At 63.9% G+C, this 16,975-nt stretch carries 13 protein-coding genes; 9 read left to right on the top strand and 4 right to left on the bottom strand.

All coding sequences use genetic code 11. From position 1 onward, the window contains the following. Window positions 1-133: 133 nt before the first annotated feature. The 8 genes from PXK07_RS15100 (at window position 134) to PXK07_RS15065 (ending at window position 11,057) form a co-directional block, all read left to right on the top strand. On the top strand, window positions 134-1,054 hold the full coding sequence (locus tag PXK07_RS15100; protein WP_274849171.1) for a D-alanine--D-alanine ligase: 921 nt from the start codon (window positions 134-136) through the stop codon (window positions 1,052-1,054). Continuing rightward, window positions 1,042-1,950, top strand: a complete 909-nt coding sequence (locus tag PXK07_RS15095; protein WP_274849170.1) for a cell division protein FtsQ/DivIB — start codon at window positions 1,042-1,044, stop codon at window positions 1,948-1,950. The genes PXK07_RS15100 and PXK07_RS15095 overlap by 13 nt, the downstream gene beginning before the upstream one ends. A gap of 1 nt (window position 1,951) precedes the next feature. Further along, window positions 1,952-3,286 (top strand): cell division protein FtsA, encoded by a 1,335-nt coding sequence (ftsA, locus tag PXK07_RS15090; RefSeq protein WP_274849169.1) that lies wholly within the window; start codon window positions 1,952-1,954, stop codon window positions 3,284-3,286. A 395-nt stretch (window positions 3,287-3,681) separates the two neighbouring features. Next, on the top strand, window positions 3,682-5,337 hold the full coding sequence (gene ftsZ, locus PXK07_RS15085) for a cell division protein FtsZ (protein ID WP_274849168.1): 1,656 nt from the start codon (window positions 3,682-3,684) through the stop codon (window positions 5,335-5,337). Between the two features lie 213 nt (window positions 5,338-5,550). After that, window positions 5,551-6,486 carry a UDP-3-O-acyl-N-acetylglucosamine deacetylase gene (gene lpxC, locus PXK07_RS15080; protein ID WP_274849167.1) on the top strand — a complete coding sequence of 312 codons (936 nt, stop codon included), beginning with the start codon at window positions 5,551-5,553 and terminating at the stop codon, window positions 6,484-6,486. A gap of 243 nt (window positions 6,487-6,729) precedes the next feature. Then, window positions 6,730-7,578: an outer membrane protein assembly factor BamD gene (locus PXK07_RS15075; RefSeq protein ID WP_274849166.1), complete on the top strand. Its 849-nt coding sequence runs from the start codon at window positions 6,730-6,732 to the stop codon at window positions 7,576-7,578. A 24-nt stretch (window positions 7,579-7,602) separates the two neighbouring features. Continuing rightward, window positions 7,603-9,249, top strand: a complete 1,647-nt coding sequence (gene recN, locus PXK07_RS15070; RefSeq protein WP_274849165.1) for a DNA repair protein RecN — start codon at window positions 7,603-7,605, stop codon at window positions 9,247-9,249. 86 nt (window positions 9,250-9,335) lie between these two features. Then, window positions 9,336-11,057, top strand: a complete 1,722-nt coding sequence (locus PXK07_RS15065; RefSeq protein ID WP_274849164.1) for a chloride channel protein — start codon at window positions 9,336-9,338, stop codon at window positions 11,055-11,057. Between the two features lie 20 nt (window positions 11,058-11,077). Here PXK07_RS15065 and PXK07_RS15060 read toward each other — a convergent pair whose 3' ends face one another. Continuing rightward, window positions 11,078-11,989, bottom strand: coding sequence for a LysR family transcriptional regulator (locus PXK07_RS15060; protein WP_274849163.1), 912 nt, complete (start codon window positions 11,987-11,989; stop codon window positions 11,078-11,080). Window positions 11,990-12,081: 92 nt separating this feature from the next. On the opposite strand from PXK07_RS15060, the gene PXK07_RS15055 reads away from it, so the two are divergent. Further along, the gene (locus PXK07_RS15055) at window positions 12,082-12,273 is read left to right on the top strand and encodes a hypothetical protein (protein ID WP_274849162.1); all 192 of its coding nucleotides are present in this window, start codon (window positions 12,082-12,084) and stop codon (window positions 12,271-12,273) included. Window positions 12,274-12,513: 240 nt separating this feature from the next. On the opposite strand, the gene PXK07_RS15050 is transcribed toward PXK07_RS15055, so the two are convergent. From PXK07_RS15050 to cobT, 3 genes are all read right to left on the bottom strand, one after another. After that, the gene (locus tag PXK07_RS15050) at window positions 12,514-12,855 is read right to left on the bottom strand and encodes a DUF427 domain-containing protein (protein WP_274849161.1); all 342 of its coding nucleotides are present in this window, start codon (window positions 12,853-12,855) and stop codon (window positions 12,514-12,516) included. A 60-nt stretch (window positions 12,856-12,915) separates the two neighbouring features. Beyond that, entirely contained in the window at window positions 12,916-14,709 is a 1,794-nt protein-coding gene (locus PXK07_RS15045; RefSeq protein WP_274849160.1) for an aminopeptidase P family protein, read from the bottom strand. A gap of 344 nt (window positions 14,710-15,053) precedes the next feature. Next, window positions 15,054-16,931, bottom strand: a complete 1,878-nt coding sequence (gene cobT, locus PXK07_RS15040) for a cobaltochelatase subunit CobT (protein WP_274849159.1) — start codon at window positions 16,929-16,931, stop codon at window positions 15,054-15,056. Window positions 16,932-16,975: the final 44 nt, after the last annotated feature.

Below are 16,975 nucleotides of genomic sequence, written 5' to 3'. Positions count from 1 at the left end.
CTCGGCGGTATTGCCTCCGATAAGAATTACAGGGTTGTCGTGGCTGCTGCCGCAGGTGACCTAGGCAAAAAGCGGACCAAAACCGGTCCCAAGAAACAGGGGCGCAAAGCCCGATAACATTGAGGCGCTTGTGGTGAGTGAGTCGAGCAGGACACTCCCGAAAGTGGCGGTATTGATGGGCGGCCCCTCGGCTGAGCGCGAGGTGTCCCTGTCTTCCGGGCGTGAATGCGCCGCCGCGCTGAGGGGCGAAGGCTACCAGGTGATCGAAGTGGACGCAGGTTCCGACCTCTGCGCCCGGCTTGAGGCCGCAGGGCCCGATGTGGTGTTCAATGCCCTGCATGGCCGCTGGGGCGAGGATGGCTGCGTTCAGGGCCTGCTGGAATGGATGGGGCTGCCCTATACCCATTCCGGCGTTCTGGCCTCGGCCCTGGCGATGGACAAGGAAAAGGCCAAACAGGTCTATGCGCAGGCGGGCCTTCCTGTGGCGCCCGGTGGATTGTTCGAAAAATCCGCTGTTGCGGCGTCGCATGTCATGGAGCCGCCATATGTGGTCAAGCCCTACAACGAAGGCTCCAGCGTCGGGATCTACCTGGTGCATGAAGCCGCCAATGGCCCTCCGGTGCTTGCGGATGAGATGCCCGATCAGCTCATGGTCGAAGCCTATGTGCCGGGGCGCGAGCTGACCGCGACGGTGATGGGGGATCGTGCCCTCAGCGTGACCGAGATCCTGACCGATGGCTGGTATGACTACGATGCAAAATACGCCCCGGGTGGGTCACGTCATGAAATGCCCGCCAATATCCCCGCTGATATCTTCGATATGTGCCTCGATTATGCGCTTCGCGCCCATCAGGCGCTGGGCTGCCGTGGTGTCAGCCGCACCGACTTTCGCTGGGACGACAGCAAGGGCGCGGCGGGGCTGGTCCTGCTTGAGACCAACACCCAGCCCGGAATGACGCCGACCTCCCTGACGCCGGAACAGGCCTCTGTGGTTGGCATGAGTTTTGGCCAGATGTGCGCCTGGATGGTGGAGGATGCCTCATGCGGTCGCTGATCCGGCGCAAGATCACAGGCAAGATCACGGGGCAGGGCGCTGCCGCGGCAGATCCGGCGCCATCGCGACTGAAATACCGTTTGCAGCGCTGGATGCTGACACCCGGCATCCGGTTCGGACTGCGCTTTGGCGTGCCCTTCTGCCTGGTTTTCGCAGCGGCAAGCGCCTTCCTGGCCGATGAAGGACGGCGCGATGCGGTTCTGGGCACGGTGCATTCCATCCGTGCCTCGATCGAGGATCGTCCGGAATTCCGCGTCAACGTGATGGCCATCGATGGGGCGGGCAGCAGCGTCTCGGAGGACATCCGCGAGGTGGTCTCGCTTGATTTTCCGCTCAGCTCATTTGACCTGGATCTGGCGCAGATCCGGGATGTGATCGAGGGCCTGGACCCGGTGAAGACAGCCAGCGTACGCATTCGCCCGGGTGGTATCCTGCAGGTCGATGTGGAAGAGCGTCAGCCGGCCCTGATCTGGCGCAGCCGTGACGGGCTGGCGCTTCTGGACGAAACCGGCGCCCATGTGGCCGAATTGGGTCGGCGCAGCCTGCATCCGGGCCTGCCGCTGATTGCCGGGCGCGGTGCCGATGCCAAGGCGGCCGAGGCGCTGAAGCTCTTTGCAGCGGCCGCCCCGCTGGGCGCGCGGATGCGCGGTTTGGTGCGGGTCGGCGAACGGCGCTGGGACGTGGTTCTGGACCGTGGACAGCGCATTCTTCTGCCCGAGGTAAACCCGGTGCAGGCACTGGAGCGGGTAATTGTGGTCAGCGAAGTGAAGGATCTGCTTGAACGCGACGTGGCGGCGGTGGATATGCGTATTGCAGAACGTCCGACGGTGCGGATGTCGCAAAACGCGGTGGAAGACTGGTGGCGGATCAGGGAAATGAACGGCGGGGGGCTGTAGGATGACGGATCTATATCAATCGCAGCGTGCCATGCGGCAGATGCGGCGCCAGGCTTTGCAGCGTGGCGTTGTTGCCATTCTCGATGTGGGCAGTTCCAAGATCGCCTGCCTGGTGCTGCGCTTTGATGGCGCCAGCGGGGTGAGCGAGGACGGCTCGATCGGGTCGCTTGCAGGGCAATCGGGGTTCCGGGTGATCGGTGCCGCCACCACGCGGTCGCGCGGGGTGCAATTCGGCGAAATTGCCGCCATGCAGGAAACCGAACGGGCAATCCGCACCGCCGTACAGGCGGCGCAAAAGATGGCGGGCGTGCGCGTCGATCACGTGATTGCCTGTTTTTCCGGGGCCAACCCCCGGTCCTACGGGCTGGATGCCACGGTGGAACTGCAGGATCAGGAGGTCTCTGAGAACGAGGTGGCCCGGGTGCTGGCCGCCTGCGAGGTGCCGGACTATGGCGCTGGGCGCGAGGTGGTGCATGCACAACCGGTGAACTTCGCGCTGGACAACCGCTCGGGCCTGTCCGATCCGCGCGGCCAGATGGGGCAGACCCTGTCGGTGGACATGCATATGCTGACGGTGGATTCCTCTACCGTGCAAAACCTGATGCGCTGCATTCAGCGTTGCGATCTGGAACTGGCGGGCATCGCTTCGTCGGCCTACGCCTCGGGCTATGCGGCGCTGGTCGAGGACGAGCAGGAGCTGGGCGCGGCCTGTATCGACATGGGCGGCGGATCGACCTCCATTTCGGTCTTCATGAAGAAACACATGATCTATGCCGATGCGGTGCGCATGGGCGGCGACCACATCACCAGCGACATCTCCATGGGGCTGGGCGTTCCCATGGCCAATGCCGAGCGGATCAAGACCTTCTGCGGTGGCGTCCACGCCACGGGAGCCGATGACCGGGACATGATCGATATCGGCGGGGATACCGGCGATTGGGAGCACGACCGGCGCACGGTCAGCCGCGCCGAGCTGATCGGCATCATGCGCCCCCGCGTCGAGGAAATCCTGGAAGAGGTGCGCGTGCGCCTGGATGCAGCCGGTTTCGAATACCTGCCAAGCCAGCAGATCGTTCTGACCGGTGGCTCCAGCCAGATCATGGGGCTGGATGCGCTGGCCAGCCGGATCCTGGGGCAGCAGGTGCGCCTGGGACGTCCCTTGCGGGTGCATGGCCTACCGCAGTCGGCCACCGGGCCAGGCTTTGCCTCGGCGGTGGGGTTGAGCCTGTTTGCGGCGCATCCGCAGGATGAATGGTGGGATTTCGAAATGCCGGTGGACCGCTATCCGGCCCGCTCCTTGCGCCGTGCGGTCAAGTGGTTCAAGGACAACTGGTAGGATCTCGATCGGTTTTCGGGCCTTTCAAGGGCAAAAAACATCTGTTCAGTGCCTTCGCCCCCGTGACAGCGGCGAAAAGAGGCGTTAGGTTCTTCTTAACGAACGCATCAAGCGTCGGAACAGCTGGCCGGGCAGTGGCCACAGCGCGATACCAGAGGATCTAATCCGGCCACCAGAAGGGGCCGGGACTGCTTAGGTAATAGTATGGCGACTGTCATTGGCCGCTATATCTGTCTCCCTCGGCGAAATACCGCGAATATTTTTGGGTGGAACCCCATATTTTGTGGCTGATTTCGCTTTTTGGGATGACGCGACTCCGAGGCTGCGGTACTGTTTGTGCAGAAAAGTCAGGAAAAGGCCCTTGCGGGAGGGCTGCAAACACAGGCGGAAAGAGCATGACATTGAACCTCTCGTTGCCCGGACAGGAAGAGTTGAAGCCCAAGATCACCGTCTTTGGTGTTGGAGGTGCCGGTGGTAACGCGGTCAACAATATGATCGCAAAGGCGCTGGAGGGGGTCGATTTCGTCGTCGCCAACACAGATGCCCAGGCGCTGCAGCAAAGCGCCGCCAAAAGCCGTATCCAGCTGGGGATCAAGGTCACCGAGGGCTTGGGCGCGGGCGCCCGTCCGCAGGTTGGCTCTGCCGCAGCCGAAGAGAGCATCGAACAGATCGTCGATCACCTCGCGGGCGCGCATATGTGCTTCATCACCGCCGGTATGGGCGGTGGTACCGGCACCGGCGCGGCCCCGATCATTGCTCAGGCCGCCCGTGAGCTTGGCGTGCTGACCGTCGGCGTCGTCACCAAGCCCTTCCAGTTCGAAGGCGGCAAGCGCATGCGCCAGGCGGAAGAGGGCGTCGAGGCGCTGCAGAAGGTGGTCGACACGCTGATCATCATCCCGAACCAGAACCTGTTCCGCCTCGCCAATGAGAAGACCACCTTCACCGAGGCCTTCTCGATGGCAGACGATGTGCTCTATCAGGGCGTGAAGGGTGTCACCGATCTGATGGTGCGCCCAGGCCTGATCAACCTCGACTTTGCCGATGTGCGCGCCGTGATGGACGAGATGGGCAAGGCGATGATGGGCACCGGCGAGGCCGAGGGCGAAGATCGCGCGATCCAGGCCGCCGAAAAGGCGATCGCCAACCCGCTGTTGGACGAGATCTCCCTGCGCGGTGCACGCGGCGTGCTGATCAATATCACCGGTGCGCATGATCTGACCCTGTTCGAACTGGACGAAGCTGCCAACCGGATCCGCGAAGAGGTGGACCCGGACGCCAATATCATCGTCGGCTCTACGCTCGACACCGATATGGAAGGCAAGATGCGGGTGTCCGTGGTTGCGACCGGGATTGATGCTTCCGAGGTAAACACCGACATGCCGGTGCCGCGCCGACCCATGGCCGCACCGCTGAAGAAAACCGTCAGCGTCGAAGAGACCCGCGCCGCGCCGCTGGAGCTGGATGCCCCGGTCGAGCAACCCGTCGCCGCGTCTGCCGAAACCACCGAGGCGCCGGAGCCGAGCCTGTTCGAAGGCTTGGAAGCGGCTCCGGCCACCGAGCAAGCAGCCCAACCCGCCGCAGCCGCTGAAGTCTATGATGACGACGGCCTGCCGCCGCCGGCCTACCAGCCGCAGGTGCCCGAGTTCCAGCCCCAGGCGGATGCCGCCGATGTTGCGGCCGAGGCCTTTGTGGCGCCCAAGCCCCCCGCACCCGGCACCCCGTCGCCCGAGGCGATCATGCGCCTGCAGGCCGCCGCCCAAAAGGCACAGCCGCAGCAGCAGCAGGCGCCTCAGCAGCCGCAACGACCCGTCGCCGCACAGGCGCCGAACCCGCAACAGGAACAGCGCCGTTTCGGTTTGAACTCGCTGATCCACCGGATGACCGGCAGCGCCGCTGAAGGGGGCGAGAGCAAGCCTCAACAGGTGCGCCAACAGCCGCAAGCGCCGCAGCATGCCGCGGCACCGCAGGCTGCGCCGCAGCCCGCACAGCAGGCGGACCCGGACCAGGAACGCATCGAAATTCCCGCTTTCCTGCGGCGTCAAGCCAACTGATAGCGCGAAATATTGACAGTAAAGGGTCGCCTCAGGGCGGCCTTTTTCTATTTTAGTAGAAGGGTTTACGGGTGTTTCGGCAGGGTTTTGCCTAAACGTTACAGCGATGTTTCAATCCGTTACAAAGATTGAATTGAGGCTTGCGCCCGGACTCCTTACCTATCATCGGAAAGACAGTCCCAGCAGACTGGACGCAGAGCGAAGAGGCACAACGTGCAAAATACCCTGAAGGCAGCGGTGACATTTGAAGGCGCAGGCCTGCATTCCGGCCAGCCCGCACGAATGGTGCTGAAGCCCGCTGCCGCAGGTCATGGCATTCGTTTCAAACGTACTGATATCGCCCTGGGCGACAGTGTGATCCCTGCACGCTGGGACTATGTGGAACGCACCGCACTGTGCACCCGTCTGATCAATGCGGCGGGCGTCTCTGTTTCCACCGTGGAACATGTGATGGCGGCTCTGGCGGGCTGTGGTGTCCACAACGCCCTGGTCGAGATTGACGGACCGGAAGTTCCGATCCTCGATGGGTCGTCGGCCCCGTTTGTGCGCGGTATCATGCGGGATGGCGTACGCCGCCTGAATGCTCCGGTGCAGGCGCTGCAGGTCTTGAAGGAAGTGACGGTCGAAAAGGATGGCGCCAAGGCGACCCTCCTGCCCAGCGACCGACTGGTCATCGAATTCCATATCGATTTCGCCGAAAAGGCGATTGGCCGCCAAAGCAAGACCCTGGACCTGCGCAACGGTGCCTTTGCCCGCGAGCTGTGCGACAGCCGCACCTTCTGCCGCCGCGCCGATGTTGAGGCCATGCAGGCCAACGGCCTGGCCCTGGGTGGGGTGCCGGGTGAAAACGCGGTCGTGTTCGATGGCGATCGGGTCGAAAGCGGCGAAGGGCTGCGTCATTCGGACGAGCCGGTGCGCCACAAGATGCTGGACGCGCTGGGAGACCTGGCGCTGGCCGGTGCGCCGCTGATCGGCCATTATATCGGTGAGCGCGCGGGACATGCTCTGACCAACACTCTGTTGCGGGCGCTCTTTGCGACGCCTGGCGCCGTGCGTCTGGTGGATTGTGACCCGGCCATGGTGGCGCGCCTGCCCGGTCAGGGCCTGGTTTGGGGGGAAATTCCCGTCGCCAGCCGCCGCGTGGCCTGATCTTTACCCTGCTGGACGGCAGCTCGGGGCGCTTCGGCGCCCTTTTTCCTGCCTGCACCGTCCGGCTGATCTCCTGCCGCGCGGCATGGCTCCGCCGGATGGCAGGCTTGACCCGGGCGCGCATTCTCTGCCAAGTGGTGATCAAGGTGGGTTAAAGGCGTTTTGCACGTCAAATGAATGTGCTAGACCGGGCATAACCGGGGGCGGAGACCCGCGAGTCACATGCGGTAAGGTGAGGCGAATATGATCGGCATCAGGGCAGGAGCCAAATGGATCGGCGCGGTTCTTCTGATGGCTGCATTGTCGGGCTGTGGCGGCGATGGCGGCGCGTCGGAAAGCGCTGGCTCTCTGGAGGGCTACACTCCCGATCAGATCTTCGAACGTGGCGAGTTCGAGCTGGAGCGCAACCGGTCCAAGGATGCGGCCTTTTATTTCTCCGAGATCGAACGGCTTTATCCCTATTCCGAATGGGCAAAGCAGGCGCTGATCATGCAGGCCTTTGCCTATCACCAGTCCAAGGACTACGAGAACAGCCGGGCGGCGGCGCAGCGGTTCATCGATTTCTACCCGACCGAGGAAGACGCCGCCTATGCGCAGTATCTTCTGGCGCTCAGCTACTACGACCAGATCGATGAAGTGGGCCGGGATCAGGGGCTGACCTTCCAGGCGCTGCAGGCGCTGCGCACGGTCATCGAGGTGTATCCGGATAGCGAATACGCCAATTCGGCCATCCTGAAATTCGATCTGGCCTTTGATCACCTGGCCGCCAAGGAAATGGAAATCGGTCGCTATTACCTGCGCCACAAGCATTATACCTCGGCGATCAACCGGTTCCGCGTCGTGGTGGAGGATTTTCAGACCACCAGCCACACGCCCGAAGCCCTGCACCGGCTGGTCGAAGCCTACCTGTCGCTTGGCCTGACCGAAGAGGCGCAGACGGCGGGCGCGATCCTGGGTCATAACTACCAGTCGACCGAATGGTACGAGGACAGCTACAAGCTGCTGACCGGCCAGGGGCTGAAACTGCGGGATCGGGGCAACAACTGGCTCAGCCAGATCTATCGTCAGTCGATCAAGGGCCAGTGGCTGTAACAGCGCTGGTCACGGGGCAAGGTGATGCTGCGCGCTCTTGATATTCGCGACATTCTGATCATCGATCATCTGGAGCTGAACTTTCAGCCCGGGCTTAATGTGCTGACCGGTGAAACCGGCGCGGGCAAGTCGATCCTGTTGGATTCGCTTGGCTTTGTTCTGGGCTGGCGGGGCCGGGCGGAACTGGTGCGCCAGGGGGCGACCCAGGGCGAGGTGGTCGCGGAGTTCGATCTGAGCGAGGATCACCCCGCGCATCGCGTCCTCGAAGAGGCAGGACTGCCTGCCGGATCGGAACTGATCCTCCGGCGGGTCAACACCGCTGAGGGGCGCAAGACCGCCTGGGTCAATGAACGGCGCTGCTCGGGGGATGTGCTACGCGCCCTGTCTGAAACGCTGGTGGAACTTCACGGTCAGCATGATGATCGCGGGCTGCTCAACCCCAAGGGCCATCGGGCGCTTCTGGATGCTTTTGCCGGGGCAGGGGCGGCGCTGGCGGCCACCCGCAGCGCCTGGAGCGAAGCTGCCAAGGCACGCAAGACGGTCGAGGCCACCCGGGCCGCGCTGCAGGCCGTGCGCGCCGAAGAGGAATTCCTGCGCCACGCCGTGGCGGAACTGGACAAGCTTGATCCCCAGCCGGGCGAGGATGAGGCGCTTGACGCGCGCCGCCGCCAGATGCAAGGGGCCGAACGCATTCGCGGCGATATCGCCCGCGCCCATGCCCTGCTTAGCGAAGGCGCGGATCCTGCCATGGGCGAGGCGCAGCGCTGGCTGGAAGGCGTTGACGGGGCCGAAGAGGCTGGTCTTGATGCGCCGCTTGCAGCGCTCAGCCGTGCCATGATCGAACTGGCAGACGCGCAGGACGGGGTCGAACGGGTGCTGGAGGCGCTGGAGTTCAACCCCGGCGAACTGGAAGATTGCGAAGAGCGCCTGTTCGCCATCCGGGCGCTGGCCCGCAAGCACGACGTGCTGCCCGATGATCTGGCTGCCCATGCGGATGTGCTGCGCGCCAAGCTGGCTGCCCTGGATGCGGGCGATCAGGATCTGGCCGATCAGGAAGCTGCTTTGGCCCGGGCCGACAAGCTCTACAAGGATGCGGCGGCCGCGCTGAGTGGCCTGCGGCGCGCTCGTGCTGTCGAGCTGGACCAGGCGGTGATGGCGGAGCTGGCGCCGCTCAAGATGGAGCGCGCGGTGTTCGAGACCCGCATCAGTGAAGGTCAACCCGGTCCCGAGGGCCATGACGATGTGGCCTTTACCGTGGCAACCAATCCCGGTGCCCCGGCGGGGCCGTTGAACAAGATCGCCTCGGGCGGGGAACTCAGCCGGTTCCTCCTGGCGCTGAAGGTCTGCCTGCGCGGCGAGGAAAGCGCCAAGACGCTGATCTTTGACGAGATCGACCGTGGGGTCGGGGGCGCGACCGCCGATGCGGTGGGGCGGCGCCTGAAATCCCTGGCCGCGGGAGGTCAGGTCTTGGTGGTCACCCATTCGCCCCAGGTTGCCGCCCAGGGCGCGCATCATTGGCGGGTGCAAAAACGCGTCCAGGACGGCATGACGCTGTCGGAAGTCGTACCGCTGAACGCGGCCGAACGGGTGGATGAAATCGCCCGGATGGTCTCGGGCGATACCATCACGCAGGAGGCCCGCGCCGCCGCGGGTGCCTTGCTCACCGGATAGGGATTTCGTTGCTCGATTGCGCTTCCGGATTTGTAGTTTGGCAACTTTGTTCTGGTTACTAGGGGGCAGGAAATTGAAGGCGACCCATGGCACCTAACTCCCGGATCGGACCCAAAGCCCTGGCCCTGCAGGGGCTGGCATGGCTGCGTGATATCTGGCGGATTCTGCTGCACCGTGGGCCCAGTCAGTTTCAGTTCTGGCTCATCGCCCTGCTGATCGGCATCGCGGCGGGGTTTGCCGCGCTGTTTTTCCGCAAGGGGATCACCGCCTTGCAGGGCTGGGTTTACGGGGCCGAGGATGTTGATTACCTGCATAGCTTTGCTCAGGACCTGCCGTGGTATCTGCTGCTGGCGATCCCGACCGTGGGCGGGCTGATCGTGGGGTTGATCCTGCACTATTTCACCCCCGACGGCCGGGTACGCTCGGTCGCTGATGTGATCGAGGGGGCGGCGATGCGCAATGGTCGCGTCGAGCTCCGCGAGGGGCTTGGCTCTGCCATGGCCTCTTTCCTGACACTCTCCACGGGCGGATCGACCGGGCGCGAGGGGCCGGTGGTGCATTTGGCGGGGGTGATCTCCAGCTGGGTCAGCGACCGGATCAAGGCCGATGGCATCACCGGGCGCGATCTTCTGGGCTGTGCCGTGGCGGCAGCGGTTTCGGCCAGTTTCAACGCCCCCATTGCAGGCGCATTGTTTGCGCTGGAGGTGGTGCTGCGCCATTTCGCGGTGCATGCCTTTGCGCCAATCGTGATTGCCGCGGTGGCAGGCACGGTGATCAACCGGCTGGAATATGGCGATGTCACCGAGTTCACCCTGAACACGCCCGGCGCCTTGCAGTTCTACGTCGAGCTTCCTGCCTTTCTGGTGCTGGGCCTGGTCTGCGGCCTGGTGGCGGTGATCTTGATGCGCTCGATCTTCTGGGCCGACAATCTGGGAAATGAGGTGCAATCCGCCCTGTCGATCCCACGCTGGCTGCGGCCAGCGATCTCGGGCGCTATGCTCGGCGGGATTGCGATCTGGTTTCCCCATATCATCGGGGTCGGCTATGAGACCACGGTCCTGGCGCTGACCGGCGGGCTGGTACTGTCGCAGGCGATCCTGTTCACCATGGTCAAGACCGCGGCCGTCGCCATCACCATGGGCGGGCGCATGGGCGGTGGCGTCTTCTCACCTTCGCTGATGATCGGTGCGATGACAGGGCTTGCCTTTGGTCTGATTGCCACCTCGATCCTGCCCGAGGTCTCTGGCACCCATACGCTTTATGCCTTTGCCGGCATGGGGGCGGTGGCGGCGGCGGTTCTGGGGGCGCCGATTTCCACCACGCTGATTGTGTTTGAACTGACCGGGGACTGGCAGATCGGTCTGGCGGTGATGGTGGCCGTGTCGCTGTCCACCGCGCTGGCCTCGCGGCTGGTGGACCGGTCCTTCTTCCTCACCCAGCTGGAAAAGCGCAACCTGCATTGCGCTGCCGGGCCTCAGGCCTATCTGATGGCCCTGCTGAGCGTCGGTGGCCTGATGCGGCCGATCAACGATCCGCGCGGCGCTGCGCAGGACGAGTGCAAAGCGCTGGTCGAACAGGGCCTGTACCTGCGCCCCGAGCAATCGCTGGAGGCCGCCTTGCCGGTGTTTGATCGGGCCGATGTGCCATTCTTGCCCGTGGTGGCCCAGGTGCCCCAGGGTTCGCCTGCCGTCTCACAGGGGGCCGGGGAGCAGGCCGCAGATGGCCTCCTTGGGGCGCTGTATCATGTGGATGCGCTCAAGGCTTACAACCGGGCGCTGGTGGCGACGGCTGCCGAGGAACACAGCTGACCGGCGGAGCCGCGCCGCTGTCAGCCACCGGTTTCCGCCAGCAGCGAGATCAGCTTGTCGCGGAGCCAGTGCAGGCGGGAGGAATCGTCAAACCGCTTGTGCCAGACAAGATCGAAATTCGCAGCAGGGATATTCAGCGGCAGGTCGCAATGTGCCAGTCCACGAAAGGCAGAAGCCTTCAGTATCGCGGGCAGGGTGGCAATCATATCGGATCCGCGAATGACCTCGGCAAGGGCCCAGACATTGGGAACGCTGACAGTCACTGTGCGCGACAGGTCCTGGTCGTCCAGGGCGCATTGGACAATGCTTTTGGCGGTGCCCCCGAAATCCAGGGTCGCATGATGGGCGCCGCTGTATTCAAGGACATTGCGGATGGGGCGGCGGATCTGAGGATCGTAGAAGACCCGGAACGCGTCAGAGAACAGATAGGCATGGCGCAGCGAGGCAGGATAGCTTGCGGGCCGGGGGGTGATCACGAAATCGGCTTCGCCGCTGTCCAGCAGGTGTTCGGCATTGCCGCGTGATCCCAATTCGCGAAACACCATGCGCTTGGCCGGGAGGTCCTGCCAAATGGCGTTGCAGATCTTGTCCACCTGCGGCACCAGGATGCCGCCGTTGGTTGCGATGACAAAGGGTTCGGGATCCTCCAGCGGCGCGTAATCCCCGGTGTCCAGCAGCGCATCCATCTGGGCCAAGAGGCGCCTGACCTTGGGGGCCAGCCGTTCGGCGCGGGCACTGGGAACGATGCCGCGCCCCGAGGGCAGGAACAGCTTGTCCCCGATGATGCTGCGCAGTTTCTCCAGAGTGTGGCTGACGGTGGACTGGCTGGTTTCCAGCCGTTCGGCCGCCTTGCTCACCGACATCTCATCGTAAACGGTGATGAAGACCCTCAGAAGTCTGCCGCTGATCTGCGATGCATCTACGTCACGCATGTATTAATCTTTTTCTTTCGCTTGATTTGAGTAACCCGCTTGTGAACTATGGAAGACAGTAACGGGGGTTACTTAGGTGCGGAAGGGAAAATATGCGTACTTATGAATTCGACCCGCAAGAGGTTGAAGCACAAAACAAATTGAGCGAGCAGGACAAGGAACAGGCAGCCCTACAGGCTTTGGTCAACTATGCGATAGACTGCGCCAAGGAGGCAAACGATCTTGTCTCTGGTGAGGGGTTGGAACAGGCAAGACGGCATCTGAGCCGATCTGTTCTTCTGTAGACCACGCTCTGATTATGTAAAAAGGCGCGCGGGCTGCGCTTTCTTTCGCTGTGCCTGTTTGGTTGCTGCGGGCTGAGCTCTGCCAGGCTTGGGGCGGGTGAGCACGCGCAATTGGCCAGCCACTTCACCACGCGCCTGACCACGATGACCCTGATCACGACGCGCCTGATTTGGGCGCCTTGACGGAACAGACAGAACCGGTCAGCGCCGGTTGACTGCCCCTCCCGTCGGCTTTTCCCCTCAGATCTGTTCGATCTTGACCGTCTCGCTGGGGTAGAAGGCCAGATAGCCCTTGATCGCCGCCACCGCCTCGTTGGGGGCTTCATAGCTCCAGGCGGCGTTTTCGGTGACCGAGGATTTATTGACGATGGAGTAATAGGAGGCATCGCCCTTGTGGGGGCAATGGCTTGTCTTGCTGCCCGGGTCGAGGAAGGCCATGGCGATGTCTTCGCGCGGGAAGTAGATCACCGGAGGGTATCCCTCTTCGCTCAGTTCCAGGGCGCGGCTGGTTTCCCCCAGAACGGCCCCGCCCGAGCGCACCACCCAGGTTCCTTCTGCATTGCGAATTCGGATATTGCTCATAGTGTCCCCCATCTCGTCATTTCTGCGCATGTCTTGCCCGGGCTTTGTAACAATCAGGTATCAGATTGTCGCCGTCGCATCCTCCAGCCAGGCCTGAGCGGCCGGGCTGATCAGAGGGCGGATTTTCCGGGTAACCTCGTCATGATAGGCGTTCAGCCAATCACGTTCCTCACCCGATAGCATATCTGCGTCAATCAGCCGCCGGTCAATAGGCACAAAGGTTAACGTGCGCCAGATCAGCATTTCCCGCTCTGCATCGGCGCCTGGCAGGTCGGGGGCCTTCTGTGCAACGATCAGGTTCTCGATGCGGATGCCAAAGGCACCCTCGCGGTAGTAGCCCGGTTCATTCGACAGGATCATGCCCTCCTGCAAGGGCACCGAAGACACCCGGCTGAGCCGTTGCGGCCCCTCGTGGACGCTCAGATAGGCGCCAACCCCATGACCCAGACCGTGGTTGAAATCCTGCCCGGCCAGCCACAGGGGCATCCGGCCGATGGCCTCGATATCGCGGCCCGCAAGGCCTTTGGGCCAGCGCAGCCGCGAGATGGCGATCATGCCCTGCAACACGCGGGTAAAGGCGGCGCGCTCGTCCTCTCCGGGCGTGCCGATGGCGATGGTGCGGGTGATGTCGGTGGTGCCGTCCAGATATTGCCCGCCGCTGTCCAGCACCAGAAGATCGCCGTCCTGCAAGAGCGTGTCGGTCTCCTCCGTGACCCGGTAGTGGATCACCGCGCCATTGGCCCCGGTGCCCGCGATGGTATCGAAGCTGATGTCGCGCAGGCGGTCGTCGCGACGGCGCAGCTCTTCCAGCTGTTTGACCACATCGATTTCGGTAACGGTGCCAGGGTCTTGCGCATCCAGCCAGGCCAGCAGCTCCACCACGGCGGCGCCATCACGCAGATGGGCGGCGGCGCTGCCTTCGATCTCGGCTTTGGTCTTTCTGGCCTTTGGCAGAACACAAGGATCGCCCGTCGGGCTGAGACGCTCGCCCAGTTGGTCGGCCACGATCTGGGGCAGCGTGTCCGGATCCGCCGCCACCGTGCCATTGAGGGCCGCGACCGCCTCCAGAAAACGCTCAGGCGCGTGGACCGTCACCGGGTCTCCCAGATGCTCCGACAGGTGCTGCAGCTTGCCCTCTGCCATGAAGAGATCGACGCGGGCGTCGTTGTGCAGGATGGCAAACCCATGGGCGACGGGGTTGCGGGGGATGTCGGAACCGCGAATGTTCAGCAGCCACATGATGCTGTCTGGCAGGGTGATCAGGGCAGCTTCCTGGTCCGCATTGCGCAAATCCGCCGCCAGGCGCGCACATTTATCGGCCGCGCTTTCGCCTGCGTAGATCTCGGGGTGGGCGGTGACCGGGTTCATCGGGGCCGCAGGCTGATCCTCCCAGATGCGGTCCACCAGATTATCGCAGGGCTCTAGGCTGATACCGGTGCCGTCCAACCTGTGGCGCAGGGTGGTGATCTGACCGGCCGCGTGCAGCCAGGGATCAAACCCGACCTTCCCCCCATCGGGGAGCTGCTCCTTCAGCCAGTCATGCAGCTGTACCTCGGGCCAGGGCACGGGCGTGAAGGCGTCCAGGGCGACCTGATGCTTGACCTGCGTCCGGTAGCGTCCGTCGATGAAAACACCAGCGATTTGGCCCAGCACGGCACAGAAGCCGGCCGAGCCGGTGAAGCCGGTCAGCCAGGACAGCCGTTCATCCCGCGCGGCCACATATTCGCCCTGATGGGCATCGGCGCGGGGGATCAGAAAACCGTCCAGCCCGGCCTGTTGCATCTCGCCGCGCAGCGCCGCCAGTCGCGGGGGGCCTTGATCCGGGCGAGCCGTCACATCGAAAGACTGGTACATGCTGAAATCTCCTTCTGTCGGCAGGCCCGTGAACTGGCGCAAGAGACAATGCTGCGGCGGATGTCCTTGGCGATGTTGTTTCAAATCCCGGGCGCCCAGGCAAGCCCGCCGTCCTTGATGGGAAAGGGGAGGCTCCCGCCCGGCATCAAGGCATCAGGAGATACCTTTCTGCCCGTTGGGCCGGGCGCCGCGCCAGAGGCGCGGCGGGCGCGATACGGAGGCCGCATTCATGGCCGCGCCGAAGGCGCGCTATGCCCAAGGCTGTTGGCGGCATCTATTGATGCAGCCGAAAGGCGCGGGAGCACCCCGCCATCGGGTCAGGAATCAGGAGTTTCCTGCACGGATCAACTGGCGCGCTTGATCCCCATCACACGGGCGCGGGCGCGCGGGTCGCTGTCAAACAGTGCGGCCAGCTGTTCGGTCATCGCGCCGGCCAGCTGCTCCACATCCGTAATGGTCACCGCCCGGTCATAGTAGCGCGTCACATCATGGCCGATACCGATGGCCAGAAGCTCCACCTGCTTGCGTTTCTCCACCATGGCGATCACGTCGCGTAGGTGTTTCTCGAGGTAGTTCGCCGGGTTCACCGACAGGGTCGAGTCATCCACCGGCGCCCCGTCCGAGATCACCATCAGGATCTTGCGCGCCTCGGGGCGGCTCACCATCCGACGGTGCGCCCACTCCAGCGCCTCGCCGTCGATGTTTTCCTTCAAGAGCCCCTCTTTCATCATCAGGCCAAGGTTCGGACGCACCCGGCGCCAGGGCGCATCGGCGCCCTTGTAGATGATGTGGCGCAGGTCGTTCAGGCGCCCGGGCTGCTGCGGGCGGCCCTCGTTCAGCCAGGCCTCGCGCGCCTGACCGCCCTTCCAGGCGCGGGTGGTGAAGCCGAGGATTTCCACCTTCACGTTGCAGCGTTCCAGGGTGCGCGCCAGAACATCGGCGCAGATCGCCGCGATCGAGATCGGACGCCCGCGCATCGAGCCGGAGTTGTCCAAGAGCAGCGTTACCACGGTGTCGCGGAACTCGGTGTCCTTCTCGCGCTTGAACGACAGGGGGGTCGTCGGGTTGGCGACAACCCGCGCCAGGCGGCCTGCATCCAGGATGCCCTCTTCAAGGTCGAACTCCCAGGAGCGGTTCTGCTGCGCCTGCAGGCGGCGCTGCAGCTTGTTCGCCAGGCGCGATACGGCGCCTTTCAGCGGTTCCAGCTGCTGATCGAGATAGGCACGCAGGCGTTCCAGTTCCGCCGGTTCCGCCAGATCCTCGGCGGCGATTTCCTCGTCATGGGTGTCGAGGAACACCTTGTAGTCGGGGTCGGCCTCGGAAACGGGTGGCGGCGGGGGCGGATCCAGCGGCGCCTCGCCATCGGGCATCTCGGTCTCTTCGGTCAGCTCATCCTCGGCCATCTCGTCCATCGAGACCTGGGCCTGGCTTTCGTCCTGCTGCTGTTCCTGGGCCTGTTCCGCATCGGCATCGGCCTGCTCGTCATCCGAGTCATCCTCGCCGGTGCTGTCGGGGTCGGGCTGCTCTTCGGCGTTATCCTCGGCCTGGTCGTCCTGATCGTCATCCAGCTGATCGGGGTCGTCGCCCAGCTGATCGCCATAGCCAAGGTCGGTGATGATCTGGCGGGCAAAACGGGCGAATTCCGCCTGGTCGGCGATCTTCTCGTCGAGGTTTTCCAGCGTCTCTCCCGCCTCGGCCTCGATGAAGCCGCGCCACAGCTCGGCCACGTTGGAGGCGCCTTCGGGCAGGGGGCGGCCGGTGGCCATCTGGCGCACCAGGTAACCGGCCGCAGCGGCCAACGGCGCCTCGGAGGAGGATTTCATCTGGTCATAGCCGCGCCGGATTGCCTCATTGCGGATCTTCACGTCGATGTTGGAGGCGGTGCCGGGCATGTGGCGCGCGCCCATTGCCTCGCAGCGGGCGGTTTCCATCGCCTCGTAGATGTCGCGGGCCATCTCGCCCTGCGGCGCGTATTTCGCGTGCACGCCAGTGTCGTGGAACTTGTGCCGCAGCGCCAATGCGTCCGCCGTGCCACGCGCCAAGAGCACTTCCTCGCGGGTCATCCGGCGCGACACCTGCGGCAGGCGCATGGAATCGCCCGACAACCCGGCGGGGTCAACCGAATAGCTGACCGACAGTTCTGCGTCGTCGGCCATCACCTTGGTCGCTTCGGCCAGGGCTTTCTTGAACGGATCGGCGGGGTTGTCGTTTTGTTTGGTCATGGCGCAGGCGGTCCTTGGTCCGATCATTTCGCCAGGCGCCACCG

It is taken from the genome of Phaeobacter sp. QD34_24, assembly GCF_028890115.1.
Classification (GTDB): Bacteria; Pseudomonadota; Alphaproteobacteria; order Rhodobacterales; family Rhodobacteraceae; genus Phycobacter.
The sequence above is the reverse complement of the archived record's forward strand: the minus strand, read 5'-3'. Positions and strand labels throughout refer to the sequence as shown.

Excerpts from the sequence above, each read along its gene's own strand:
- PXK07_RS15095 (WP_274849170.1), top strand. The coding sequence starts at position 1,042 with ATGCGGTCGCTGATCCGGCGCAAGATCACAGGCAAGATCACGGGGCAG.
- ftsA (WP_274849169.1), top strand. The coding sequence starts at position 1,952 with ATGACGGATCTATATCAATCGCAGCGTGCCATGCGGCAGATGCGGCGC.
- ftsZ (WP_274849168.1), top strand. The coding sequence starts at position 3,682 with ATGACATTGAACCTCTCGTTGCCCGGACAGGAAGAGTTGAAGCCCAAG.
- PXK07_RS15075 (WP_274849166.1), top strand. The coding sequence starts at position 6,730 with ATGATCGGCATCAGGGCAGGAGCCAAATGGATCGGCGCGGTTCTTCTG.
- recN (WP_274849165.1), top strand. The coding sequence starts at position 7,603 with ATGCTGCGCGCTCTTGATATTCGCGACATTCTGATCATCGATCATCTG.
- PXK07_RS15065 (WP_274849164.1), top strand. The coding sequence starts at position 9,336 with ATGGCACCTAACTCCCGGATCGGACCCAAAGCCCTGGCCCTGCAGGGG.
- PXK07_RS15060 (WP_274849163.1), bottom strand. The coding sequence starts at position 11,989 with ATGCGTGACGTAGATGCATCGCAGATCAGCGGCAGACTTCTGAGGGTC.
- PXK07_RS15055 (WP_274849162.1), top strand. The coding sequence starts at position 12,082 with ATGCGTACTTATGAATTCGACCCGCAAGAGGTTGAAGCACAAAACAAA.
- PXK07_RS15050 (WP_274849161.1), bottom strand. The coding sequence starts at position 12,855 with ATGAGCAATATCCGAATTCGCAATGCAGAAGGAACCTGGGTGGTGCGC.
- PXK07_RS15045 (WP_274849160.1), bottom strand. The coding sequence starts at position 14,709 with ATGTACCAGTCTTTCGATGTGACGGCTCGCCCGGATCAAGGCCCCCCG.
- cobT (WP_274849159.1), bottom strand. The coding sequence starts at position 16,931 with ATGACCAAACAAAACGACAACCCCGCCGATCCGTTCAAGAAAGCCCTG.